The organism is Erythrobacter sp. (assembly GCF_035194505.1).
Taxonomy (GTDB): Bacteria; Pseudomonadota; Alphaproteobacteria; order Sphingomonadales; family Sphingomonadaceae; genus Erythrobacter.
The window spans coordinates 1419763-1443554 of the sequence record NZ_CP136573.1; the positions used below are offsets into that span (position 1 = coordinate 1419763).

General features: G+C 66.1%; 22 protein-coding genes. 12 read left to right on the forward strand and 10 right to left on the reverse strand.

Going from position 1 to position 23792, the window contains the following annotated elements; translation table 11 throughout:
- Window positions 1–51 precede the first annotated feature (51 nt).
- The 3 genes from RSE14_RS07060 (at window position 52) to surE (ending at window position 4618) form a co-directional block, all read left to right on the forward strand.
- A complete protein-coding gene (locus RSE14_RS07060) occupies window positions 52–2370 on the forward strand; it encodes a TonB-dependent receptor (RefSeq protein ID WP_324076611.1) in 2319 nt (772 codons plus the stop codon).
- 94 nt (window positions 2371–2464) lie between these two features.
- Entirely contained in the window at window positions 2465–3742 is a 1278-nt protein-coding gene (gene serS / locus RSE14_RS07065; protein ID WP_324076612.1) for a serine--tRNA ligase, read from the forward strand.
- 114 nt (window positions 3743–3856) lie between these two features.
- Window positions 3857–4618 carry a 5'/3'-nucleotidase SurE gene (gene surE / locus RSE14_RS07070; protein ID WP_324076613.1) on the forward strand — a complete coding sequence of 254 codons (762 nt, stop codon included), beginning with the start codon at window positions 3857–3859 and terminating at the stop codon, window positions 4616–4618.
- Between the two features lie 4 nt (window positions 4619–4622).
- Here surE and RSE14_RS07075 read toward each other — a convergent pair whose 3' ends face one another.
- Genes RSE14_RS07075 through RSE14_RS07085 form a run of 3 tightly spaced genes read right to left on the reverse strand, consistent with a single transcriptional unit; the run spans window position 4623 to window position 5870 of the window.
- Window positions 4623–5027, reverse strand: a complete 405-nt coding sequence (locus tag RSE14_RS07075) for a DUF1761 domain-containing protein (RefSeq protein ID WP_324076614.1) — start codon at window positions 5025–5027, stop codon at window positions 4623–4625.
- On the reverse strand, window positions 5024–5545 hold the full coding sequence (locus RSE14_RS07080; protein ID WP_324076616.1) for a hypothetical protein: 522 nt from the start codon (window positions 5543–5545) through the stop codon (window positions 5024–5026). The genes RSE14_RS07075 and RSE14_RS07080 overlap by 4 nt, the downstream gene beginning before the upstream one ends.
- Window positions 5546–5588: 43 nt before the next feature.
- Window positions 5589–5870: a DUF6356 family protein gene (locus RSE14_RS07085; protein WP_324076617.1), complete on the reverse strand. Its 282-nt coding sequence runs from the start codon at window positions 5868–5870 to the stop codon at window positions 5589–5591.
- Between the two features lie 39 nt (window positions 5871–5909).
- Here RSE14_RS07085 and rimO point away from each other — a divergent pair, with 39 nt between their 5' ends.
- A complete protein-coding gene (gene rimO, locus RSE14_RS07090; protein WP_324076619.1) occupies window positions 5910–7277 on the forward strand; it encodes a 30S ribosomal protein S12 methylthiotransferase RimO in 1368 nt (455 codons plus the stop codon).
- Between the two features lie 10 nt (window positions 7278–7287).
- Here rimO and RSE14_RS07095 read toward each other — a convergent pair whose 3' ends face one another.
- Complete coding sequence (locus RSE14_RS07095) at window positions 7288–8838, reverse strand: hypothetical protein (protein ID WP_324076621.1); 1551 nt, start codon at window positions 8836–8838, stop codon at window positions 7288–7290.
- A gap of 180 nt (window positions 8839–9018) precedes the next feature.
- Here RSE14_RS07095 and RSE14_RS07100 point away from each other — a divergent pair, with 180 nt between their 5' ends.
- Window positions 9019–9828, forward strand: coding sequence for a L,D-transpeptidase family protein (locus RSE14_RS07100; protein WP_324076623.1), 810 nt, complete (start codon window positions 9019–9021; stop codon window positions 9826–9828).
- Between the two features lie 4 nt (window positions 9829–9832).
- Here RSE14_RS07100 and tilS read toward each other — a convergent pair whose 3' ends face one another.
- From tilS to RSE14_RS07125, 5 genes are all read right to left on the reverse strand, one after another.
- A complete protein-coding gene (tilS, locus tag RSE14_RS07105; protein ID WP_324076624.1) occupies window positions 9833–10834 on the reverse strand; it encodes a tRNA lysidine(34) synthetase TilS in 1002 nt (333 codons plus the stop codon).
- Entirely contained in the window at window positions 10825–11877 is a 1053-nt protein-coding gene (locus RSE14_RS07110) for a tetratricopeptide repeat protein (RefSeq protein WP_324076625.1), read from the reverse strand. Before RSE14_RS07110 ends, tilS begins: the two co-directional genes overlap by 10 nt.
- 149 nt (window positions 11878–12026) lie before the next feature.
- Window positions 12027–13019 carry a helix-turn-helix domain-containing protein gene (locus tag RSE14_RS07115; RefSeq protein WP_324076627.1) on the reverse strand — a complete coding sequence of 331 codons (993 nt, stop codon included), beginning with the start codon at window positions 13017–13019 and terminating at the stop codon, window positions 12027–12029.
- Between the two features lie 158 nt (window positions 13020–13177).
- Complete coding sequence (ptsP, locus tag RSE14_RS07120) at window positions 13178–15448, reverse strand: phosphoenolpyruvate--protein phosphotransferase (RefSeq protein WP_324076630.1); 2271 nt, start codon at window positions 15446–15448, stop codon at window positions 13178–13180.
- Window positions 15449–15541: 93 nt separating this feature from the next.
- Window positions 15542–15709, reverse strand: a complete 168-nt coding sequence (locus RSE14_RS07125; RefSeq protein ID WP_324076632.1) for a YdcH family protein — start codon at window positions 15707–15709, stop codon at window positions 15542–15544.
- A gap of 298 nt (window positions 15710–16007) precedes the next feature.
- On the opposite strand from RSE14_RS07125, the gene RSE14_RS07130 reads away from it, so the two are divergent.
- Window positions 16008–16217 carry a DUF465 domain-containing protein gene (locus tag RSE14_RS07130; RefSeq protein WP_068863954.1) on the forward strand — a complete coding sequence of 70 codons (210 nt, stop codon included), beginning with the start codon at window positions 16008–16010 and terminating at the stop codon, window positions 16215–16217.
- A gap of 248 nt (window positions 16218–16465) precedes the next feature.
- Window positions 16466–16927 carry a DUF1465 family protein gene (locus RSE14_RS07135; RefSeq protein ID WP_324076634.1) on the forward strand — a complete coding sequence of 154 codons (462 nt, stop codon included), beginning with the start codon at window positions 16466–16468 and terminating at the stop codon, window positions 16925–16927.
- Window positions 16928–16972: 45 nt separating this feature from the next.
- Here the strand turns inward: RSE14_RS07135 and glpK are convergent, their stop codons facing one another.
- Complete coding sequence (gene glpK / locus RSE14_RS07140; protein ID WP_324076635.1) at window positions 16973–18445, reverse strand: glycerol kinase GlpK; 1473 nt, start codon at window positions 18443–18445, stop codon at window positions 16973–16975.
- A gap of 55 nt (window positions 18446–18500) precedes the next feature.
- Between glpK and RSE14_RS07145 the strand changes: the two genes are divergently transcribed.
- The 5 genes from RSE14_RS07145 (at window position 18501) to RSE14_RS07165 (ending at window position 23792) form a co-directional block, all read left to right on the forward strand.
- Complete coding sequence (locus RSE14_RS07145; RefSeq protein ID WP_324076637.1) at window positions 18501–19379, forward strand: MBL fold metallo-hydrolase; 879 nt, start codon at window positions 18501–18503, stop codon at window positions 19377–19379.
- Complete coding sequence (locus tag RSE14_RS07150; RefSeq protein WP_324076639.1) at window positions 19376–20380, forward strand: hypothetical protein; 1005 nt, start codon at window positions 19376–19378, stop codon at window positions 20378–20380. Before RSE14_RS07145 ends, RSE14_RS07150 begins: the two co-directional genes overlap by 4 nt.
- Window positions 20381–20491: 111 nt before the next feature.
- Window positions 20492–21262 carry a hypothetical protein gene (locus RSE14_RS07155; protein WP_324076640.1) on the forward strand — a complete coding sequence of 257 codons (771 nt, stop codon included), beginning with the start codon at window positions 20492–20494 and terminating at the stop codon, window positions 21260–21262.
- Window positions 21263–21331: 69 nt separating this feature from the next.
- Window positions 21332–22333, forward strand: a complete 1002-nt coding sequence (gene nadA, locus RSE14_RS07160) for a quinolinate synthase NadA (protein ID WP_324076642.1) — start codon at window positions 21332–21334, stop codon at window positions 22331–22333.
- Complete coding sequence (locus tag RSE14_RS07165; protein ID WP_324076644.1) at window positions 22323–23792, forward strand: hypothetical protein; 1470 nt, start codon at window positions 22323–22325, stop codon at window positions 23790–23792. Before nadA ends, RSE14_RS07165 begins: the two co-directional genes overlap by 11 nt.

The window sequence follows — 23792 nt, forward strand, 5'->3', positions numbered from 1 at the left end:
CAACTTTCAATATTGATGAGCGCACAAGAGGGATAGGAGAGGACCACCCCCATGACCAAGATGCTTTGCTCGCGCGCAGTGCTGCTGGCCGGCTGCGCCACACTTGCCACTTTCGCCGCACCTGTCGCCGCGCAGGACAGCGTTGCCGATCCGGCCGCCTCGACCGCCGAGGATGATGGCACGATCATCGTCACCGCCCGCCGCCGCGAGGAACGCCTGATCGACGTGCCGCTTTCGGTCACCGCGCTTTCGGGCGATGCACTGATCCAGCAGGGCATTCAGGACCTCACCCAGATCGGCCAGCAGGTGCCCAACATCACGCTTGAGGTGAGCCGCGGCACCAACACCACGCTCACCGCCTTCATCCGCGGTGTCGGCCAGCAGGATCCGGTCGGCGGGTTCGAAGCGGGCGTCGGCCTCTACATCGATGATGTCTATCTGAACCGTCCGCAGGCCGCCGTGCTCGATATCTACGATGTCGAGCGGATCGAAGTGCTGCGCGGGCCGCAGGGCACGCTCTACGGCCGCAACACCATCGGCGGCGCGATCAAGTATGTCACTGCCGCCCTGCCCGACGAGACCAGCCTGATGGTGCGCGGCACCTATGGCTCCTATGATCAGGCAGATCTCATCGTCAGCGCTTCGACCCCGATTTCCGACAGCCTGAAGATCGGCGCGAGCGGCGCCCGCCTGTCGCGCGGCGGCTTCGGCGAGAACCTCACGCTCGGTACCGAGAACTACAACAAGGACGTGTGGGCCGCGCGCGGCACGATCGAGTTCGAGAGCGGGGCATTCTCGGCGCGCCTGTCCGGCGATTACGTCAAGGACAATTCGCAGGCGCGTCAGGGCCACCGCTTCATCACCAGCCTGCGCACCGGCGCGCCGGTGCTCGATGACGTGTTCGACACCCGCGCCGGGCTCAACATCATCGATCAGGAAGTCGAGGCCTATGGCGGCGCACTGAACATGGCGCTGGCGGTGTCCGACACGATCACTCTCAAGTCGATCACCGGCTACCGTCAGGACAAGTCGACCACGCCGATCGATTTCGACAGCCTTCCTGCCGCCGACCTCGATGTGCCGGGCATCTACGAGAACGACCAGTTCAGTCAGGAGCTCCAGCTGCTCTACGAGAGCGACAATCTCTCGGGCGTAATCGGCTTCTACTATCTCGATGCCAACGCCTTCACCGCCTTTGACGTGGCACTGTTCACCACCGTTGCCGGCCTCACCGCGCAGACGCTGGGCGATGTCGACACCAAGACATGGTCGGTGTTCGGCGACTTCACCTATGACCTTACCGACACGGTCAGCGTCTCGGTCGGCGGGCGATACACCAACGACAAGCGCACCAGCCAGGTGCTGCGTACGACCTTCGTCGGCGGGTTCTCCCCGCTGTTCGGCGGGGCGGGCGTGGCCGCGGCGGTGACCAGCAATTTCAACGGCAGCGCGACCTTCAAGGACTTCAACCCGCGCGCCTCGATCAGCTGGCAGCCCAATGCCGATCACAACCTCTATTTCACCTATTCGCAGGGCTTCAAGGGCGGCGGGTTTGACCCGCGCGGCCAGACCACCGCTTGCCGCAACAGCCGCGGCGGAGCCTGCACGGCTGACGAGGTGTTCGACTTCATGGCCTTCGACCCTGAAACGGTCGACAGCTTCGAACTGGGCTGGAAGGCCTCGCTGCTCGACAATCGCCTGAACATCAGTCTCGCCGGCTTTGTCGCCGATTACACGGATGTGCAGATCCCCGGTTCGGTCGGCTTCGATGCGAATGGCGATGGGGTGAACGAGACCTTCATCGGCATCACCTCGAACGCCGCCAATGCGAGCGTCAACGGGCTCGAGTTCGAAGGCAATGCGCTGGTCGGCAAGGACTTTGCTGGCGACGGCAGCCGCTTCAGCATCAACTGGTCGCTGGGCGTGATCGATGCCAAGTACAACACGTTCATCGACGCCTTTGGCCGCGACGTCGCCGATCAACGCGTGTTCCAGAACACGCCGGAAATCACCGCGCACATGGGCTTCAATCTCGGCGTGCCGATGGCGGGCGGGATGATGGACTTCATCGGTCTTGCCGCGCTGCGCTCGGATGCGAGCCAGTTCGAAGTACCCAACCCCTTCCTCGATCAGGACGGCTTCGTGTTGGTCGATGCGAGCATGGTCTACACCGTCGACAGCGGCCTGTTCTCGATCGGGCTGCACGGCAAGAACCTGTTCAACAAGGAGTATATCGTCGCCGGCTACAACTTCGTGGCAGGCGGCGTGAACGGCGCGCCCTTCACCCCGACACTGGGCCGCGAAGGCACGCTGACCGGCTTCTATGGCGATCCGCGCCGGATCTTCGTGACCGCGCAGGTCAACTTCTAAACCTCTCCCCGGATGGGGCGGCGGCCTCTTGTGTCCATCACCGCCGCCCCTTCCCTCTTTCCTTGGCCTGCCTGAAGAGGCATAGGCCCGTGCCATGCACGATATCCGTTTTATCCGAGAGAACCCCGAGGCTTTTGACGCCGGCCTCGCCCGCCGCGGCCTCCCGCCGCAGGCCGCTTCGCTGATCGCGATTGACGAGGAGCGCCGCGCCGCGACCACCGCAGTGCAGGTCGCGCAGAGCCGCCGCAACGAAGCCTCCAAGCTGATCGGCGCCGCCATGGCCAAGGGCGACAAGGACGCCGCCGAGGCGATCAAGGCCGAAGTCGCCGCGCTGAAGGACGCGATGCCCGCACTCGAAGCGCGCGCCGACGCGCTGGCGGGCCAGTTGAAGGCCGCGCTCGAGATCATCCCCAACCTCCCCGGCGCGGACGTCTCTGACGGCGCAGGCGAGGAGGAGAATGTCGAAATCTCGCGCTGGGGCACGCCGCGGGAGTTCGACTTCACCCCTCGCGAACACGCCGACATTGCGCCGATGCTGGGCATGGATTTCGAGACCGGCGCGCGGCTCTCGGGGGCGCGGTTCACCTTCCTGCGGGGCGGGATGGCGCGCCTGCACCGCGCGCTCGGCCAGTTCATGCTCGACGTGCAGACCGGCGAGCACGGCTATGCCGAATGCAACCCGCCGGTGCTGGTGGGCGACGATGCGATGTATGGCACCGACAAGCTGCCGAAGTTTGCAGAGGACAGCTTCTGCACCACCAATGGCCGCTGGCTCATCCCCACCTCGGAAGTCAGCCTCACCGCCAGCGTGATGGGCGAGTTGCTCGACGAAGCCGCGCTCCCAATGCGCCTCACCGCGCTCACCTTGTGCTTCCGTTCCGAGGCCGGCGCGGCGGGGCGCGATACGCGCGGGTTCATCCGCCAGCACCAGTTCGAAAAGTGCGAGCTGGTCTCCATCGTGCGCCCCGAGGAATCCGAGGCCGAACACCAGCGCATGGTCCGGGCGGCAGAGACAATCCTCGAACGCCTCGCCCTGCCCTATCGCAAGCTCTTGCTGTGCACCGGCGACATGGGCTTCGGCGCGAAGAAGACCTATGATCTTGAGGTCTGGCTCCCCGGGCAAGGCGCCTTCCGCGAGATCAGCTCGTGTTCGAACACCGGCGACTTCCAGGCCCGCCGGATGAACACCCGCTACCGCGTGGCAGGCGAGAAGCGCACCGAGTTCGTCCACACCCTCAACGGTTCCGGCCTTGCGGTCGGGCGTACGCTGGTGGCGGTGATCGAGAATTACCAGAACGCTGACGGCAGCGTCACCGTGCCTGACGAATTGCTCCCCTATATGGGCGGGGTGAGCGTCATTTCGCCAAAATAACCCCGTTCGCCCTGAGCTTGTCGAAGGGCCGCCTTTCTTCTTCGCGAACCGCGCAACCAAAGGAAATACAGTGCTTCGACAAGCTCAGCACGAACGGTTAGGGATGGCAGCGCGATGAGAATCCTCCTCACCAATGACGACGGCATCAACGCCCCCGGCCTCAAGGTGCTGGAGGAAATCGCGCGCCAGTTTTCGGACGACATCTGGATCTGCGCGCCGTCCGAGGAGCAATCGGGCGCGGGCCATTCGCTCACGCTGACGCGGCCCGTGCGCCTGCAAAAGCTTGGCGAGCGGCGGTTCGCCGTCACCGGCACGCCCACTGACAGCGTGATGATGGCGCTGCGCACGGTCATGCCCGAAGCGCCCGACCTGATCCTGTCGGGCGTCAATCGCGGCGCGAACCTTGCCGACGACATCACCTATTCGGGCACGGTCTCGGCTGCGATCGAAGGCGCGCTGGCAGGCGTCCGCTCGATCGCCTTCAGCCAGGTCTATGCCCGCGAAGGCATGGGCGACGATGTGCCCTTCGGCGCCGCGCGCGAATGGGGGGCAAAGGTGCTCGCGCCCCTGATCGATGCGCCGATGGCCGAGCGCACACTCATCAACGTCAACTTCCCAGCGCTTGCTCCCGAGGATGTGAAGGGCATCCGCGTGGTGCGGCAGGGCTTTCACGACTATTCGCGCGGCACCATCGTCGAAGGACGCGATCCGCGCGGCTATCGCTATTTCTGGTTCGGGCTGGATTCGATCGAGCACACCCTCGATCACGGCACCGATCTCGAAGCGATCGAGGAAGGCTATATCGCGGTCACCCCGCTCCAGCTCGATCTCACCCACTATTCGACCATCGGCATCCTTGCCGAGCGGTTCGCCTGAGGCGTTACCCGCGGAACCACACGAATACCCCACCCATCGCCGCCATGCCGACGAGAAAGTGTCCGGCATCGATCAGGAACAGCGTCAGCGATTTCCTGAGATAGAGGTAGTTGATCCCGATGGCGGGGATCATCACGCCTACCGCAAAGCCCGTCGCCATCATCATCACCACAAAGGGCTTGGGATCGGTGCGGGCGATAAGGTGCCACAGCACCATTGCGATCAGCATCTCGAAGGCGAAGGTGAGGCCGAAGATCAGCGGCATCGCATTGCCATCACGCATCTGCGTGTTGGAAAGGCCCGCCGCACGCTGCCACGGGGCGGCGAAGATCACGCCATACCATAGCGCACCGACCGCAAAGAAAGCGGCGGTTCCGGCCAGCACCGGCCACAGTGCAAAATCACTCATCCTTGCTCTCCCGCCACATCCGGCCATTCCAGCGCCAGCGCCCCGCCATCGCGCAGCGCGCGCCAGTCCTCGAGAAAAACGTCGAGCGCTGCGCGGATATCACCCAGCCGCGCGTTCACTCCCTCGGGGGCAGGCACGTGGCTGGCGGCCCAAGCGGGCTCGGCCATGGCCATGATCATCGCGTCGTCAGCTCCGCCGCTCCAGCTTGCGGCCTCGAAACATTCCACCAGCCTTTCGGCCTGAACCAGTTCGATGATCGCCGCATCGGGCGTGGCCGCGCGCTTGGCGCTGGCGTGGCCGCCCGCGTGGGCAAGGGTCTGCACCGCATCAGGGGCAAGCCCGCTCGCCAGCAGTCCCCAGAAGCCGCGCGCCATCCCGAGTTCGCGCTCGATGAAGAAGTGGAAGGCATCGTGGGGATAGGGCCCCTTGCGCGGGAAGGCGAAGGCCTCCTGCGAGCCGTCAGCCCGGGTCACCGCGATCCGGTCGCCGTCAGAACCCTTGGTGATGGTGATGCGCATGGCGGCAGTCTAGCCGCAATCGCGCAAGGCCGGTAGCCCGCCTTCAGATGACGTAGGCGAATTCCTCGTCGCCCGGCGCAGGCTTGCGGCCGCGCATTTCGGCGTCGAGCTGCACCACAGTGCGGCTCGCGGTCTTGACGAAGACACCGGGGATGACGGCGTGCACCATGCAGGCGAGCCCGCCTGTCACCATCCGCCAGCCGAAGCTCCAGGCGGTGCGGGCGTGCTGGCCATAGGTCTCGCCGATGGCGCGCGGATGTTCGATGAAGAGCTTGGCGATCATGGCCGCCCAATGCCCGCTCGGCAGGCCTGCGGTCAAGCCCACGTGACTCCACGTCCCGCTTGGGCTATGCGCGCGGCCTTCATGAGCACGATCACCATCCCCCAGCCGCCCAAAGTCGGCATGGTCTCCCTCGGCTGCCCCAAGGCGTTGGTCGATAGCGAGCGCATTCTCACCCGGCTGCGCGCAGATGGCTACGAGATGTCGCCCGATTATGCAGGCGCCGATGTGGTGCTGGTCAACACCTGCGGCTTCCTCGATTCGGCGAAGGAGGAAAGCCTCGCCGCGATCGGCGAGGCGATTGCCGAAAACGGCCGCGTGATCGTGACTGGCTGCATGGGCGAGGAAGCCGACGCGATCCGCGCCGCACACCCGCAGGTCCTCGCGATCACCGGCGCGCATCAATACGAACAGGTGGTCGAAGCGGTACACACCTACGCCCCGCCGAGCATGGGGCCGTTTGTCGACCTGATCCCGCAGCCGGACATTAAACTCACCCCGCGCCATTACAGCTACCTCAAGATTTCCGAGGGCTGCAATCACTCCTGCGTCTTCTGCATCATCCCGAGCCTGCGCGGAAAGCTCGCCAGCCGCCGCATCGATGCCGTGCTGCGCGAGGCGGAAAAGCTGGTCGCGGCCGGCACGAAGGAACTGCTGATCATCTCGCAGGATACCAGCGCCTATGGCGTTGACATCCGTCACGAGAGCCAGACGTGGAAGGGCCGGGATGTGCGCGCGCACATGACCGACATGGCCCGCGAACTGGGAGGCCTGCGCACCCCGGAAGGCCATGCGCCCTGGGTGCGGCTGCACTATGTCTACCCCTACCCGCACGTCGATCAGGTCATCCCGCTGATGGCGGAGGGGCTGCTGACACCCTATCTCGATATTCCCTTCCAGCACGCGGCGCCTAAGGTGCTGAAGCTGATGCGCCGCCCCGCCAACGAGGCCAAGGTGCTCGAGAGGCTTAAGAGCTGGCGCGAAATCTGCCCGGATATCGCGATCCGAAGCTCCTTCGTGGTCGGCTTCCCGGGCGAGACGGAAGAAGACTTCCAATACCTGCTCGACTGGCTGGAAGAAGCCCAGCTTGATCGCGTCGGCGCCTTCCGGTTCGAGCCGGTCGAAGGCGCGGCGGCGAACAACCTGCCCGATCACGTGCCCGAGGCGGTGAAGGAAGAACGCTACGCCCGGATCATGGAAGTGACCGAGCGCATCTCCGCTGCCAAACTCGCCGCCAAGGTCGGCCGCACGCTTCCCGTCATCATCGACGAGGTGGGCGAGCCGGACGAGGACGGCGATATCGGCGCGACGGGCCGCAGCCAGGCCGACGCGCCCGAAATCGACGGGGCGGTGTACCTGCGCAACGTGCCATCAAGCCTCAAGGCCGGCGATATCGTCAGCGTGACGATTGAGGATGCCGACGCGCATGACCTGTTCGGGGTGATCGCCTGAGGCAGCGCGCCTAGCGCGCCACACCTTCTTTCACAGCCACACGCTTGAGTGCGGCTTGCGGAATATAGGCCTCAGGGATTGGGCGCATGTGCTTTGCAAGTTCGGCGGCAAGCTCGGGATAATCGGGCAGGATGTCGCCCGCCTGAGGCAGGATCGTCGCGGTGTAGAACAGGTCGAGCTCGTCGGTCTGGAAGGCGTTGATGGCGAAGTCCCGCAGGCTCTCATCGCGCAGCCCAGCAAGCAGCAAGGCCGCCGCTTCGTCCTTGAGATCGTGGCAAAGCAGCCCGCGCACAGTCAGCGCGATCCCCTCCTTCCAGTTCTCGCGCAGGTAGGCGAGCTCGCCCGCTGCATCGCGCGCCCGGCCCAATCGCTGGAGCGCGCAGGCGCGGTTCGCGGCGACGATCAGCTTGGCATAGGTGCTGCCCTGCATCTCGGCCACCTTGCGCGCCAGATCGTTCGCGGCAAGGCCCTGCTTCCAGCGCCCCTGCCCCACGAGACGCGAGGCGCGGTTGATCACGAAATTGACGACCCAGTTGTGTTCGTCCGGATCAAGCTTCGCCAGATCGTCGAACACCTTGTCGGCCTGCTTGGGCTGACCGAGGGAATCATAGGCATAGGCCTCGATGTTGAGCGCCCAGGCATCACCCTCCTCGATCCCCACGCCCCGCGCCTCGCGCTCGCGCCAGCGCTGGGCGAGCGTGATCGCCTCGGCGAACTGGCCATTATAGTGGAGCGCATGGGCCGCATCGGAAAAGCGGTCGCGATCATTCGGGGCATTGGTAAATCGGATGCGCGTGGCCCTGACATGCTCGTCCCCGACCAGCGTAAGGTTTGGCCCGGCACGCATCTCGATCTGCGGCCAGAGGGGTTCGAATTCGCGGCTGGTGAGCAGCCTGATGTACGCGGTGGGGCTGGTGATCGGCAGCAGCAGCTGATCGGCCAGATCGCCGCGCCCCGCAACCGCTGCCGCACGCAGTGCCCGGATAGCGATGCTCTCGTGCAGCTGGGTATCGATGAAGGCGAGCTTGCCGCCCTCGGCCCATCCAAGCGCCAATGCATCGAGATCGCTCTGGCGGCCGCTGCGGGTGAGGACGCGGCCGGCGAGCCAGTAATCATCCTCGTCAAGCTGGCCGAGGCCCCTATCGTCCAGCCCGCGCAGCACCGCGAGCATCCCATCGGGATCCTCCATCCGGTTGGCGAAATAGATCGCCATGCCGGTCTCCGGTTCGTCCGGCGTAAGCTTGGCGATCTCGCCCACCAGCCGCGCGCCATCGGCGTAACGTTTCTCGCGGTCGGCACACAGCGCTTCGGCCAACAGCCGGACGCGGCGCACCGGAATGGGCCTTGCCGCCTTGGCCTCAAGCGCAACCAGCAGCGGCGCGCCGAAGGTGCAGGGCTCGCGCGACCAGCGATTCTCGTCCTCGGTGAACAGCGCGACCAGCGCCTTGGCATCCATTACCGCGAGATCGGGCAAGGGATCGGCGGCAGGCTCATCGGCGGCCAGCGGCGCTGCCAACAATGCGCAGGTGAGCGCCAGAAACGGACGGATGCCTGACATCATTTGCGCGATCCCCTTGTTCATCCTGCCTTTTCTCGCGAGACGCACGCGAAGGGAAGCGGAAAATCCGCGAGCCGCAAAGAAAGACGGAGGCGTTAACCCCTCCCACTTCACCGTCCCCGCAAGGGACGGGCAAAGGTTAACGGCTGGAAACCACCGGCAGCGCACGGCATAATCGCGTGCATGATCCGATCGCTCGTCATCCCCATCGCTTTCGTCGCTCTGGCGGCGTCCTGTGCACCCTTGCTGGCGCAAACCTCTGCCGGCGATGCGGCGGAGGCAGCCCAGCTGGTCGCCGCCCGCGCGGATCAGGCCTTCGAGCGGATCGATCCCGATAGCGAGATGACCCCGGCGATCGCAGCGCCCGAGGCGATCGCGCTCGAACGTCCGCTGATCTATCCCGGCGATGACGAAGTGACCTTCAGCCCCGCCGCCCTCACCGAGATCGCCCCGGCCCCGCGCGGCCCCGCCTCGCGCATGATCGAGAGCGCCCCCATGCAGGCAGAGCCCGCCGCACTCGCCAGCAGCGACCCCTTCGTGATCAAGTCGATCCTGCCGATCGAGGGCAGCATCCGTTACGGCGACTGGTTCTGGGACGAGACCGCCGCGCCGGGCACCGGCAAGCTGGTGATCACCGTCGATCTCGAAGCGCGCGTGATCAGCGCCTTCCGTGACGGGCACGAAATCGGGACGGCGGTGGCGCTGCTCGGCACCCGCGCCCATCCGACGCCCACCGGCACCTTCCCGATCCTCACCAAGGAACGCGACAATGTGTCGGAAAAGTATAACGACGCGCCGATGCCCTGGACCCTGCGCCTGACCTGGGATGGCATCGCGATCCACGGCTCGCCGGTGATGAACGGCTATGCCAGCCACGGCTGCATCGGCGTGCCCGATGCCTTTGCTGCAAAGCTTTTCGCAGCAGCGCGGCGCGGCGACAGGGTGATCATCACCCGCGGCCGCCTGGTGGGCATCGGCGACAAGGTGCTTTAGGGCGCTAGTTCACGCTGCCCCGCGCAGGCTCCGGCCGGAAGCGCCAGACGCGCATCGGCACGCCGACCTTCTCTACCTTTTCAACCCCGGCCCGCGCCAGCACGCCGCCCAGTGAGGCATTCTCGCCCGCCCAGAGCCGGTCCCACGCCCGCGCTGCTTCGGCCCGCGTGGCCTTGCCGCCCAACGCGTGGATGATCCCGAGGATCGTCTCGATCCCGATCACCCGCGGCACATTGGCGCAATAAGTGTAGCCGATGCCCCCCGGCGCGCTGTCATCGCGCATCACCATCTCGTGCCAGTCGAGTTCGGCATACCATTGCAGCGCCTGCCAGCCTTCAAGGATATGTTCGGCGCTGGCGGCGAACTGGACCGGATCGAGCCAGTCGGCGGAAGCAAGCGTCTGGCGGACCCGCACCCGCTCGAAGGCAGGGTTGGTGTTGGAGGGATCGCGGACGGCTGTAATCCCGGCCTCGGCCACCACCGCCTCCAGCTCGCGCTTGCGCCAGCCCAGCAGCGGGCGAAGCAGCGCGTGCCTGCCCGAACTTGGCCTCAAGGCAGCGCGCACCCCGGCCAGCCCCGGCAGCCCGCTTCCGCGGTTCAGCCGCATCAAGAGGGTTTCGGCCTGATCATCGGCGTGGTGCGCCGTGGCGACCGCGCCCAGCCCGGTCGCTTCGGCCCATTGTTCGAGCGACGAATAGCGCCCCTCGCGCGCCTGCGCCTGGATGTTGCCGATCAATGGTGTCAACGTCATCGCGGTGAAGGGAATGCCGCGCTCGCGCGCCAACCTCTCGACCAGCGCGACCTCGACTGCCGCTTCGGGTCTCAGGCCGTGATTGATACTGGCGACGGCGATCTGCCCAGGCATCGCCGCATGGGCGAGCAGCATCAGCGCCAGACTGTCCGGCCCGCCCGATACCGCAAGGCCAAGCGGCCCCTCGCGCTCCTCCTCCGGCCAAAGAGCGGCCAGATCGGCTGCAAAGCGCGCGGCGGCCTGCTCTAGCTGCACGTCACCTTGGCACGGTTGGCCTGATAGTCGTTTGCCAGCCGTCCGGCAGCGAGCAGCGGATAGGTCTCGGCAAATTCGGCGAGCGCGATGCAGGCACGCTTGGTGTCCTTCATCGCGATCATCGAAGCGCCGAGATAGAGCAGGCTGTCCGGCGCACGCTCGCCATTCTTGTTGGCCTGATAGTTCTTGAGGAACCAGCGCGCCGCCTCTTCGGGCATCTTGTCGTCAAGGAAGGCGCGGCCCAGAAGGTTGCGGCCGAAGCTGATGCGCGCATGGTTCGGATATTGTTCGACGAACTTGGTGAGCTGCTGACGCGCTTCGGGGAAGAAGCCCCCGCTCCACAGGCGGAACCCATATGAATATTCGTCGTCGCCCGCATCGGCGGTCTGCGGCTTGGCGATGGCCTGCACCGCGGCGAGCCGTTCGGCGCTGGGTGCGCGGACGGGGGCAGTGGCGGGCGCGGTTGCCGGCGGCGTGGCTACGGGCTTGGGCGCAGGTGTGGCCGTGCGGGGAGCTGCCACAGGCGCAGGCGTGGGCGTGGGCGTGGGCGCGGGCGTTACCGCAGGTTCAGTCGCCGGCGGTCCGACGGGCGCCGGATCCACCGCCGCGACCTGCCCGCCTTCGAGCGCGGCAAGCCGCAGTTCGAGCTGGGCAAGCTGGTTCGCCTGCTCTTCCGAGCGTGCCGTCAGCACCTGAAGCTGGGCTTCGAGCGCATCGAGCCGCACCAGAATATCGGTCACCGGCGTGTTGGCAGGCGGGATCACCCCGATAGTCGGCTGGGCCGGGTTTGCAGGGGCCTGACTGCTCGCACCGATCTGCGGTTCGAACAGGCGCGCATCGCCGCCCGGGAAGACCTTGCGCTGCAGCGCGCGCACCTCGGCCTCGATCTTGCGCAGCCGCGTCTCGGCCACGCTGTCCTGCGCAAAAGCAGGAGCGGGCACGGCAGCAATCGCGGCAGCGGCCAGCAACACGCGCGCCATCCGCAGGTGCAGCGCACGCTGGAGCAGCCGGGGGGCAAAGGTCTGGGCGGAGGCGGTGGTCATGTGCGGCAGGCTCCCTAGCGATTGGCCGCCCCGTTCTGGCGCGGGACAGATGAACACGGGCCGAATCCCTGCCTTGTCGGGCCGGGCAAGTCGAGAGCGAGGCCCCCCCTAATCAACGGGAATTCGCACCGCGATGGAGGCAGCTGCGCTCAGACTGTCGGCGGGCTGGCACTTGTATCGCTCGCAGGCGCAGGTGCCGGAGCTTCGACCGGGGCCGCAGCGGCTGGTGCCGGGGCGGACGCGGCATCACCGGAAGGCGTGGCGGCGGTGCGCGGCACGCGGCGCGGGGCAGGACGCGGCGGGGCGAGCAGTGCTGCTCCCGTCGCCGCCGCACCGGGGGCGCCCGCAGCCGCCTGCTCCTGTCCGCGCGCCAGCAGCGCCGCAGCCGAGATCGGCACGTCCGCAATCTGTGTCGGCGTGCTCGCCAGCGCCGGAACCGGTTTGCCGCCGATGGTGATCGCCAGCAAATCGGGGCGACCGGTGTTGATCCGCGGATCGGCAGCGGTGGCGGGCAGCGTGAAGCTTTCGCCCTGCTTCAATTCCTTCTCGATCAGACGCGCCCCGCCCGCATCGGCGATCCTCAGCCACACATCGGCGAGCGCGGTGATCACCACCGGGCCGCTCGCGGCAGGAGCAGCAGCAGCGGGGGTAGCGGCCGCTACGCTTGGCGAAGGCTTGGGCGCAGCCAGCGGGGCCGGGCCGATCCCGGCGCCAAAGCGGGTCGAGAAGAAGGCGATCAGGCCAGCGGCCAGCAGCAGCGCGGCAAAGGCACCGAACCATGCGAGGCCTGCCGAGGGCAGCTTGGCCGGATCGCCCGGCTCGATCCCGCCGCTCCCTGCGGCTGCGCGGTGTCCGGAGCCATCGGCCAGTTCGGCGCGCACCGCATCGGTGATCGCGGCGTCGTCCAGCCCCACCGCCTTGGCATAGGTGCGGGCAAAACCGATCGCATAGGTGCGCGAAGGCAGCGCGGCAAAGTCGCCCTCCTCGATCGCTTCGAGATGGCGCAGCGGGATCCGCGTCTCGCTGGCGATATTGATCAGTTCGAGCCGCCGGGCCTCGCGCGCTACACGCAGCCGGGCCCCGGCCCCGTCATAGACCTCAAGGTGCGCACCATCGGCGCTGATATCCAGTTCGCTGTCCATGACCCGGTTTCCACGCCTTCTGATGAGGCTGTTTGCAAAGGATTGCGTGAATTGCGCTTGAACAGGAAAGAGCCTGCCTGCGCGCCTCCTGTCAAGCGGGCAAAGGACGAAGCGGCCCGCACCGCGCACGGAGCGCCGCAAGCAGCCCTGTTGCCGCCTCAGTCATATTCGATATCGCGCGCCTCGGCCCAGGCCGAAAGCTGGGCGCGCAGATCGCGCTGGGGCTCGGCCAGCCAGCCGGTCATCGCAGCGGAAAGCTCGGCCAGATCAACCTTGCGCACCAGTTCCTTGATCGGGCCGACCGCAGCCGGCGTGATCGACAGGCGGCGATAGCCGATACCGAGCAGCGCCAGCGCCTCAAGCCTGCGCCCGCCCATCTCGCCGCACACGCCGACCTCGACCCCGCTGCCGATGCTCGACTGGATCACCCGCTTCAGGAAACGCAGGATCGACGGACTGAGCCAGTCATACCGCTCGGCCAGCTTGGGATTGGCGCGATCGGCGGCGAACAGGAACTGGGTGAGATCATTGGTGCCGATCGACAGGAACGACAGGCGCGGCAACAGCATGTCGAGCACCTCGGCGAGCGCTGGCACTTCGAGCATCGCGCCGAAGTGGATGCGCTCAGGCAGCAGCTTCTTCTGCGTGCGCAGGAAATCGAGCTGGTCGTCGAACACGGCCTTGGCGGCATCGAACTCCCACGGCTCGGACACCATTGGGAACATCACGTAAAGCGAGCGCCCGGCCGCCGCTTCGAGCAGCGACCGCGCCTGGATCTTCATCAGCCCCTCGCGCTCCAGCGCCAGCCGCAGCGCGCGCCAGCCCATCGCCGGGTTTTCGTCCTGCGCGGCAATCTCGGAAGCGAGATAGGGCACCGACTTGTCGCCGCCGATATCGACCGTGCGGAAGATCACCGGCTTGTCGCCCGCCGCATCGAGCACGTCGCGGTAGAGCCGCGTCTGGCGCTCGCGCTGGGGCAGCGTTGCCGAGACGAGGAACTGGAACTCGGTGCGGAACAGGCCGACCCCGTCCGCGCCGGTCATCGCCAGCATGCTCATGTCGTCACGCAGGCCGGCGTTCATCATCACCTGGATGCGCGTGCCGCAGCGGGTGAAGGGCTCGACATCGCGCAAGGATGCATAGGCCGCCTGCTTCTCGCGGCTCTTGGCAAAGCGCGCGTGGAAGGCATCGGCGACCTGCGGCAACGGGCGGACAATCGCGCTGCCTGCAGTAGCATCGAGCAGGATCTCGTCGCCTTCGCGGATTGTGGCGCGCACATCCTTGGTGCGGCCGATCACCGGCACGTTCATCGCCCGGGCGACGATCACCACGTGGGCGGTCAGCGAGCCTTCCTCGAGGATCACACCCTTCAGGCGGCGCTTGTCATATTCGAGCAGTTCGGCCGGGCCGAGGTTGCGCGCGATCAGGATCGCATCCTTGCGCAGCCCCTGCGAGGCTGCCGTGCCGACCTGGCCTGCGACAATGCGCAGCAGGCGGTTCGCCAGATCCTCCAGATCGTGCATCCGGTCCGCCAGCAGCGGATCGTCGATCTCGCGCATGCGCATGCGGGTATGCTGCTGGACGCGCTCGATCGCGGCTTCGGCAGTGAGGCCGCTGTCGATCGCCTCGTTGATGCGCCGCGACCAGCCCTCGTCATAGGCGAACATCTTGTAGGTCTCGAGCACCTCTTCGTGCTCACCCCCGACCCCGAATTCGGCCTGGCTGGCGAGGGTGTCGATCTGCTCGCGCATCTTGTCGAAGGCGCGGTAGACGCGCTGGCGCTCGGCCTCGATATCCTCGGCCATGACCTGCGTGATCTCGACCCGCGGCTGGTGGAACACCGCCACGCCCGCGCCCAGCCCCTTCACCAGCGTGAGGCCGGTGAGGGTCTGCGGCCCGGTCTGCTCCTGGGTCAGGACGCGGGCTTCCTCCTCGTCGACCAGTTCGGCATTGGCGATCAGTTCCGAGAGCACCATGGCGGTGGTCTGCAGCGCCTCGATCTCGACCTCTTCGTAGCGGCGCGGCTCGACATGCTGGACGCACAAGACGCCCACCGCGCGTTCACGATAGACAATCGGCACGCCGGCGAAGGAATGGAACTTTTCCTCGCCGGTTTCCGGGCGGTACTGGAAATCAGGGTGGGCCTTGGCCTCGGCCAAGTTGAGCGTTTCAACCTTCTGCGCGATTGCGCCGGTCAGCCCCTCGCCGATCGCCATACGGGTGACGTGCACCGCGCTCTGATTGAGGCCGCGGGTGGCGAACAGCTCCAGCATGCCTTCGCGCAGGAGATAGATCGAGCACACCTCGCTCGACAGGCATTCGCCGATGATCTCGACCACCTGATCGAGCTTGGCCTGCGCGTGCATGCGCGAGGCCATGACCTCGGTCAGGCGGGTAAGAATCTGGCGGGCTGCTGCGGCTGCACTCATGACAATGCAGGTCTATTCGCTGCGCACGGCAAATGCAAAAGGGCAGATGACTTAAGCCGCCCGCACGCCCTGTGATGGAAGCGGAGCGGCCGGTCAGAAACCGGCGATTTCCTCTTTCAATCGCAGCTTCTGCTTCTTGAGGGCCTGGATCGTCGCAGTGTCGGGCACGGGCCGCGCCATTTCCTGATGCAGCCGTGCGTCAAGATCGGCGTGCTTGGCCTGGAGGGCGTGAAGGTGGGAAGACACTGCGGTCGATGCCATATGCGTTCTCCTGTCTGCGCGGGGGGATGCCCCCGCAACGGCGACTCGGACCAAACGCGGCCGAGCCGCTGGCTTCAGTGAAACCACAGCCACAGTGGAATGCAAACTATTACTACATCCGGAATCGCCGTATCCGCACTGCTGCGCGACGAAGCGACACCGCTGGACGCCGGTGGCGGAAAAAAGCGCACAGCATCTTACCGAATCGCACAGGAACGCGTAGCGCGGCGGGGCGTTAGCGGGCGCATCGGCAACGGTGTCCGGCACACGCCAGTTATTCTGGGGGATTTCATCTGGCATGACCGAGCAGGAGCTCAGGAAAAAGCTCGAATTGCTCAGGACCGAGCATCGCGACCTCGATGCCGCGATTGCCGCCCTGACGGAAGCCGCGCGCCAGAACGCCTTTGCCGACCAGCTCCAGATCGCGCGCCTGAAAAAGCGCAAGCTGCGCCTGAAAGACCAGATCGCGATCATCGAGGACACGCTGCTGCCCGATATCATCGCGTGATTGGTTTGCGGCCACCTTCGGTGGCGCAGACCACCCGCCCCGCCTCCTTGTTCTTTGGCCCCACCCGGCCACCAATGATACCATCAGGCTATGGTGGCCGGGTGGGGAGGCGGGGCGGGAGATCTGCATCGCGCGCGAGCGCGATCCCAAAGAAATCTGTTCCCGTGCGGGACGCGGGCAAAAATTACTTGGAAAGTAACCATGCTCCGGTGGCGGGAGCGGCTGGGCAAGCCTATTCTACAGCGCACATGGCCCGGACCACCAATCTCTCACGCCCGATCATCGAGGCGCTCTACACCGAAGCGCTGGTGCTGGCCGACGACGTGCGCGCGGTGTTCAGCGCCGGCACGCGCGAGCCCGCTATCGGCGAGGACGCCTTCGTGCGCCTCGCGCTATCGACCGAGGGGCTCAAGACCACCACGCGGATGATGCATATCCTGGCCTGGCTGCTCAACCAGCGCGCGCTGTTTTCCGGCGAGCTGTCTGAAAGCCAGGTGCGCCTCCACGGCGCGCTCCCGCCTGATCGCGGGGCAGATCCCAAGCAGCTGGCCCTGCTCGAACCGGAAACCCGCGAGCTGATCGCCGAGACCGAGCGCCTGCACCAGCGGATCGCCCGCCTAGACGAGGCTTGGCGCCAGCATTTCGAGATGGCCTCGCCCGCTCGTGCCTTTCAGGAACGCATCGGCCGCGAATTCGGGCGTTTGGGGTGATCGGCCTCCTTTCGGTGGCACAGAGCCCCTGCCCGATCGCAATCGCTACGCCGCGCTCAGCGCCTTCTTCCAAGCCCCCAGCCGCGCAGCGCGCACGCTTTCGTCCATCTGCGGCTCGAACCTTGCGAGCTGTCCGCGCATCACCTGCGCGGCCGCATCGAGGCTCGGGTAGAGCCCTGCGCCGCTTGCCGCCAGCATCGCCGCGCCCAGCGCCGTGGTCTCGACGAAGCCCGGGCGCTCGACCGTGATGCCGAGCACATCGGCGAGATCCTGAGCCATCCAGTTGTTGGCCGACATCCCGCCGTCGATCCGCAGCGTTTCCCACGGCGTCCCGTCAGCAGCAAAGGCTGCGGCGAGATCATGGGTCTGGTGCGCCATCGCCTCCAGCGCCGCGCGCGCAAGCTCGGCCTTGCCGCTCGCAAAGCTCAAGCCGGCAATCACCCCGCGCGCGTCAGCCCGCCAGTGCGGCGCGCCAAGCCCCGCCAGGGCAGGCACGATCACCACCCCGCCGCTATCGGGGATCGAGCGCGCCAGCGCCTCGGTCTCTTCGGCCACCTGGACGATGCCGAGCGAATCCCGCAGCCATTGCACGAGGCTCCCCGCGACGAACACCGAGCCTTCGATGGCATAGGTACGCTGACCGTCGATCTGGGTCAGCACCGTGCCGAGCAGGCGGTTGGTCGAGCGCGGGATCGTCGCGCCCTGACAGGTCAGCACGAAAGCGCCGGTGCCATAGGTCGCCTTGGTCTGGCCGGGGGCAAGACAGGCCTGCCCGATGGTTGCTGCCTGCTGATCGCCTGCAAGGCCGGTGATCGGGATCGCGCGGCCAAGCAGCGCGGGATCGGTGAGAGCGAGCGGACCGGACATGTCCGTCACTCCGGGCAGTGCGGCGAGCGGCACCCCGAACAGGTTGCACAGCCCGTCATCGAACTGCGCATCTTCCAGCCCCATCAGCAGCGTGCGGCTGGCGTTGGAGGCATCGGTGATGTGGGCTGCCCCGCCGGTGAGCTTGTAGACGAGCCAGCTCTCGACCGTGCCGAAAGCCAGCGTCCCGCGCTCCGCAGCCGCCTTCACTTCAGGCACATTGTCGAGCATCCAGCGCATCTTGGTGCCGGAGAAATAGGGGTCGAGCAGCAGGCCGGTGCGCTCCTGCACCGCGGCCTCGTGACCCGCATCGCGCAGCTCGGCACAGAACGGCTCGGTGCGGCGATCCTGCCATACGATGGCGTTGGTCAGCGGCTCGCCAGTCGCCTTGTCCCAGGCCACCACGGTTTCGCGCTGGTTGGTGATGCCGATACAGGCAATCCCGCCCGCCCCGCCCGCCTTGGGCAGCAGCTCGCGTGCACAAGCCAGCGTCTTGTCCCAGATCTCGCGCGGATCATGCTCGACCCAGCCAGCCTGCGGATAGTGCTGCGTCAGCGGTGCCTGCGCGCTCGCCACCAGCGCCCCGTCGCTCGCGAACAGGATCGCGCGGGTGGAAGTCGTGCCCTCGTCGAGCACAAGAATATAGTCGTCCATGAAATCCCCTCTCTCTTGCGTGACATCTGCCATGACGCCCGCCATATGCAAGCCCATGGTGACCATTCCGCCCAAACCATGGCCCACGGGCTTGGCCGAAGATGTCGAGCCGCTGGTGCGGCGCGTGCTTGCGCCCAATCCTTCGCCCTACACCTTCACCGGCACCCAGACCTATGTCGTGGGCGATCCGCATGGCCCAGATTGCGCGGTGATCGATCCGGGGCCGGACGAGGAAGCGCATATCGAGGCGATCATTGCCGCCGTGGCGGGGCGCCGCATCCTCGCGATCATGTGCACCCACACCCACCGCGACCACTCGCCCGCTGCCGCGCCTCTGGCCGCGCAGACCGGCGCGCCGGTGGTCGGCTGTGCGCCGCTGATGCTGCAAGTTGCCGGCCCGCGCTCGGACGAGGCCTTCGACCCCACCTATGCACCGGACCGGGTGCTGGCGGATGGCGAGGGGATGCGCGGCACCGGCTGGACGCTCACCGCCGTCGCCACGCCCGGGCACACCTCGAACCACCTGTGCTTCGCGCTGGAGGAGAGCGGCGCCCTCTTCACCGGCGATCACGTGATGGGCTGGTCCACCAGCGTCGTCATCCCGCCCGATGGCGACATGGGCGATTACATGGCGAGCCTTGAAAAGCTGATGGCGCGCGAGGATGTGCGCTACCACTCGGCCCACGGCGCGGCGATCGAGAAGCCCAAGCAGTTGGTGCGGGGCATGATCGGCCACCGCCGCCAGCGCGAAAACCAGATCCTGCGCTTGCTGGGCGAGGCCAGCCAGACCGTTGATAGCCTGGTTGCCAAGATGTATGTAGGGCTCGATCCGCGACTGACCGGCGCTGCCGGCATGTCAGTTACGGCTCACCTTCTGGACCTTGCAAAGCGGGGCCGGGTCGCAAACTTCGACGATAGCTGGAGCTTGCGATGAAACAGGGTTTCTCCATTTCTGTCCTTGCCCGTCCGGTTCTTGCTGCGGCAACGGCTGCGATAGGGATGCTTACGCCTGCTACGCTGGCCGCGCAGGCACCGAACCAGCTTTATGCGCAGCTGTCAGAACAGCTGACAATTGATGCGAAATGCAAGGTGCTCAACCCCGATCAACGGCTCGCGATGGAGCTATTTGCCGATGAGATCCGCGCGCTGGTCACCCCGGCCGACCAGACCACCGTCGGCGGCTGGCTCGAAGGCGTGAAGACCAATCTGGCGAGCGTGCCGTGCAATGATCCCCGGCTTGTCGGCCCAATCAAGGCGATCCAGGACGCTGCCACCATCCACCAGGAAGTCTGGGCCTCGCGCATCATCGCAATCTGGAATTTGCGCAACTCGACGAACTGGGCATCGATGAGCCAGATATCAGGTCTCAAGGGCCCGGTAGCGTCAAAGGTCATGGCCACGCTCGCGGCCCGCAATCCGGAGGCCGCCAAGCAGCTCAAGGCGCGCGCCGATGCCGAGGCTGGGCGGGCTCTCAGCATCCTGTGTCCGACGGTCAGCATCGCCCGCGCCAATTGTCCGGCGCTCGCCGCGCCGCTCAATCCAGGAGAGGCCGAGTTTGCCACTGTTTGGCTGCAACGGGTCGAAAAATATGCCGCGCAACTGCCCGGCGCTCGGCTTGACGGTAAACCTGTCCTGCCTGTTGGGGTCGGGGATTGGAACCAGCTCTACGCCACAGTGCCACTTGATCAGGCGTTAGCGATGGCACCATTCGAGATGGCCTGCGAAGCTTCGAACAAGGTGGTGCGGGCGGACGGGCCGCTGCCGCGGAACTCAGTCGAGATCGCGCCGGCCACGATCTTCAACGCGAGTGACGGTTTCGAAATCGGCCGCGGGGAAATTACCGAATATGGCAGGGTGCTCAAACTGGGCGGCGCGTGGATCGAACGGCTCGGAATGCAGTCCATGGGCTTGGTGCGCTGCCGATCCCAGCCGTGATCCGCAACTGACCGCCAAGGGCCCCGCCGCGCGCTGAAGGCGCCCGCTTGCACCCGCGCGCAATCCGTGGTCCAACGCCGTCGGGGACGCATTGTCGGGGGGATCGGACAAATGGCAACGCTGGCATCGCAAGGCGGCACCGCAAGAGATACGCGGTTCTTTCTGATCATGGCGCTCGCAATGGCGGGCGTGATTATTGCCGGCTTCAGCTTTCACCTGCTGATGGGCCGATCAAGCTTTGCCGAGCCGGTCACCGTCCATCTTCACGGTATCATGTTCATGGGCTGGGTCGGGCTCTATGCGGCGCAGGCGATCACCATCGCGAGCGGCAATGTTGCCCTGCACCGCCGGTTGGGGCGACTGGCCTATGTCTTCGTTCCGGCCATGATGATCGCAGGGACGGCGGTGATGGTCCATTCGGCGCAGACGCGCGGCGGGCCGTTCTTTTTCGCGATGAACGAATTCGTGATCAGCAATGCGATGGGGCTCTACTGCTTCGGCGGGCTGGCCTTGTGGGCCTTGCGGGTGCGGCGGCATCAGGGCTGGCACCGGCGACTGATGCTGGTGGCGATGAGCATCCTGACCGGGCCGGGCCTTGGCCGCATCATCCCTGCCCCGCTGCTGATCCCCTATGCCTGGCCGATCTCGATCGTGCTGACCTGGATCTTCCCGCTGATCGGAATGTGGGCCGATTGGCGCCGCGATGGCCGGGTACATCGGGCCTATTGGTGGGGCATGGGGATCAATGTCGGGGTTTTCGTGCTCTCGATGCTGCTGGCCTATTCGCAGCCGGGATTTGCCTTCACCGAGTGGCTGGTGGCCGGCACGCCGGGGGCCGAGCGGCCGATGGAAGCTTTCCTCCCGCCGGGCTTCGCCCCGTAACGCTTTTCGCTCGAAAATCGTGCGGGCACGCCTATATCCCGGGGCATATTCAACAGCGGGATCTGCCCCATGAGCTACGTGACCAAAGTCCCCACCGGCGCCGATCTGCTGGCCGAGATCGATCGCTTGCGCAAAGAGCGCAACGCGGTGATCCTCGCGCATTATTACCAGACGCCCGATATCCAGGACATTGCCGACTTCGTGGGCGACAGCCTTGAACTCAGCCGGAAGGCGGCGGCGACCGACGCGGATGTGATCGCCTTCTGCGGGGTCAAGTTCATGGCCGATACCGCCAAGATCCTCTCGCCCCAGAAGACCGTGATCCTGCCCGATATGGATGCCGGATGCAGCCTTGAAGACAGCTGCCCGCCGGAGAAATTCCGCGCCTTCCGCGAAGCGCACCCCGATCACATCGCGCTCACCTACATCAACTGTTCGACCGAGGTGAAGGCGCTCTCGGACATCATCGTCACCAGTTCCAGCGCCGAGACCATCCTTGCCCAGATCCCGCCCGAGCAGAAGATCATCTTCGGGCCGGACCGGCACCTTGGCGGCTACCTCAGCCGCAAGTTCAACCGCGAGATGCTACTGTGGCCGGGCGTGTGCATCGTGCACGAGGCCTTCAGCGAAACCGAACTGCTCAAGCTCAAGGAGCAGTACCCCGGCGCGCCCATCGCGGCGCATCCCGAATGTCCGCCGACGATCATCGATCACGCGGATTACGTCGGTTCGACCAGCGGTATCCTGAAATATGCGCAGGAGTTCGAAGGCGACACCCTGATCGTGGCGACCGAGCCGCACATTATCCACCAGATGCAGAAGGCGCTGCCGCACAAGACCTTCATCGGCGCGCCGGGTGCGGACGGCAACTGCTCGTGCAACATCTGCCCCTACATGGCGCTGAACACGATGGAGAAGCTCTACGTGGCGCTCCGTGATCTGGAGCCGCGCATCGAGATCGAGGAAGGCATCCGCCTGAAAGCCAAGCGCAGCCTCGACCGGATGCTGGACATGGCAGGTGGAACCGTGGGCCTGGGTGATCTGGGCAAGGTGCCCTTCAGTGGGGACTAGAGCTTTCGGCGCTGCGGCGCTGATCGCTCTTCTCGCGCACGCCGCTCCTGCATGGGCAGAGGATGGCGCGGTTCCCGAATGCCGCGCGGCCATGGCAGCGCAGTGGCCCGATCTGGTGCGCGCCGATCGCCCGGGCAATCCGCCCGTCATCACGATTGGCACCGCTGCGGTGGTGGAAGAGCCCGCCAATGCACTTACAAGAGATCCGCTTCGCGGCGATCTTGCGAAGCTGGCCGAGATCTGCGCCAAAGACCGGACTGCGCTGGCCGATATCCTGATCCTCGATGCCCAGCGCGCACGCTTTAACGCCGAGCCGCAGCGTGCGCTCGAAGTGCTGGCCCGCGCCGACGTCCAGCCGGGGGATCGCAGCTACGGGCTCTATCAGGCCGAAAGGCTGATGGCGCTGACCATGACCGGCGGGATCGACGCCGCATGGCCCGCAGTGCTCGACGCCCATGAACAGGCGCTGGCGGCATCCGGCTTCACCCTCGAGCGCCGCTTTACCGTGCAGGGCATCGCCTTTCGCGCCTATGCCCACAAGGAGCGCGCCAAGGGCTGGCTGCTCATCGGCCTGCGCCCCAATGGCGAGATCGAGACCCTGCGCGCAGGCATCCCCGACTGGGCCGTGCGCTATGCGTTTGAAGGCGACACGCCGCCCTTCGATGTCTCGAACACCCGCTGCACCATCAGCGGCAAGTATTTCGAGGACGGCGGCGCGACATTCGACGAGCGCATGAACCTCGACGCGATCATCGCCATTCTCGAGGCGAACTACGCCAACCCCGAACGGGACGGCAACGCGGACGAGCGCCCCGGCGTCCCCGACTTCTGCCCCAATCTGAAGGACATGCTGCCCGCCTTCGGGCCAGTGCTGGAGTTTCTCGGCACGGAGTATCGCGAAAAGAGCGCCGGCTATTCCGAGCTCGACCTTCAACTGGCGCTGCAAAGCGAGGACGAGGCGGAGCGCGCGGCGGCAGCCGATTACCTGCTCGATCACCCCGATGCGGCCGATCCGATGAACCTCATCTACGCGGTCACAGCGCTTATCGAACGCGGCGACATGGAGCGCGCGACCTTCTGGTATTTCATCTGGCAGACCCGCACCCGCCCATGGATGGCGGCCGACAGCAACATCGCCCAGCTGCGCGGCGCGCTGGCCGCGGGCGTGGGGCCGGTCGTGCTCGAATGGGTGGGCAGCGATTACGATGCGATGATGGCGCTTTGGCGGCGCGCAATCCGCTACGAATTGCAGTTTCCGCTCTACAAACGCGCCCCTCAAGGTGTGAAGGCGAAGGACTGGACGCGGATGATCGCCGAGGCGCGCGACCAGAATAGCGAGGCGAACATGCTGGCCGACTTCCCCGCCAAGGCCGATTACGAAGCCAAACGGCAAGAGAACGGCCTCAACGTTGGCCCGTGGATCAACCCCGGCAGACCGCTGAAGGACGAGTGGCGCTAG

Coding starts and splice junctions, on each gene's coding strand:
- RSE14_RS07060 (WP_324076611.1), top strand. CDS start 52: ATGACCAAGATGCTTTGCTCGCGCGCAGTGCTGCTGGCCGGCTGCGCC.
- serS (WP_324076612.1), top strand. CDS start 2,465: ATGCACGATATCCGTTTTATCCGAGAGAACCCCGAGGCTTTTGACGCC.
- surE (WP_324076613.1), top strand. CDS start 3,857: ATGAGAATCCTCCTCACCAATGACGACGGCATCAACGCCCCCGGCCTC.
- RSE14_RS07075 (WP_324076614.1), bottom strand. CDS start 5,027: ATGAGTGATTTTGCACTGTGGCCGGTGCTGGCCGGAACCGCCGCTTTC.
- RSE14_RS07080 (WP_324076616.1), bottom strand. CDS start 5,545: ATGCGCATCACCATCACCAAGGGTTCTGACGGCGACCGGATCGCGGTG.
- rimO (WP_324076619.1), top strand. CDS start 5,910: ATGAGCACGATCACCATCCCCCAGCCGCCCAAAGTCGGCATGGTCTCC.
- RSE14_RS07095 (WP_324076621.1), bottom strand. CDS start 8,838: ATGATGTCAGGCATCCGTCCGTTTCTGGCGCTCACCTGCGCATTGTTG.
- RSE14_RS07100 (WP_324076623.1), top strand. CDS start 9,019: ATGATCCGATCGCTCGTCATCCCCATCGCTTTCGTCGCTCTGGCGGCG.
- RSE14_RS07110 (WP_324076625.1), bottom strand. CDS start 11,877: ATGACCACCGCCTCCGCCCAGACCTTTGCCCCCCGGCTGCTCCAGCGT.
- RSE14_RS07115 (WP_324076627.1), bottom strand. CDS start 13,019: ATGGACAGCGAACTGGATATCAGCGCCGATGGTGCGCACCTTGAGGTC.
- ptsP (WP_324076630.1), bottom strand. CDS start 15,448: ATGAGTGCAGCCGCAGCAGCCCGCCAGATTCTTACCCGCCTGACCGAG.
- RSE14_RS07125 (WP_324076632.1), bottom strand. CDS start 15,709: ATGGCATCGACCGCAGTGTCTTCCCACCTTCACGCCCTCCAGGCCAAG.
- RSE14_RS07130 (WP_068863954.1), top strand. CDS start 16,008: ATGACCGAGCAGGAGCTCAGGAAAAAGCTCGAATTGCTCAGGACCGAG.
- RSE14_RS07135 (WP_324076634.1), top strand. CDS start 16,466: ATGGCCCGGACCACCAATCTCTCACGCCCGATCATCGAGGCGCTCTAC.
- glpK (WP_324076635.1), bottom strand. CDS start 18,445: ATGGACGACTATATTCTTGTGCTCGACGAGGGCACGACTTCCACCCGC.
- RSE14_RS07145 (WP_324076637.1), top strand. CDS start 18,501: ATGGTGACCATTCCGCCCAAACCATGGCCCACGGGCTTGGCCGAAGAT.
- RSE14_RS07150 (WP_324076639.1), top strand. CDS start 19,376: ATGAAACAGGGTTTCTCCATTTCTGTCCTTGCCCGTCCGGTTCTTGCT.
- RSE14_RS07155 (WP_324076640.1), top strand. CDS start 20,492: ATGGCAACGCTGGCATCGCAAGGCGGCACCGCAAGAGATACGCGGTTC.
- nadA (WP_324076642.1), top strand. CDS start 21,332: ATGAGCTACGTGACCAAAGTCCCCACCGGCGCCGATCTGCTGGCCGAG.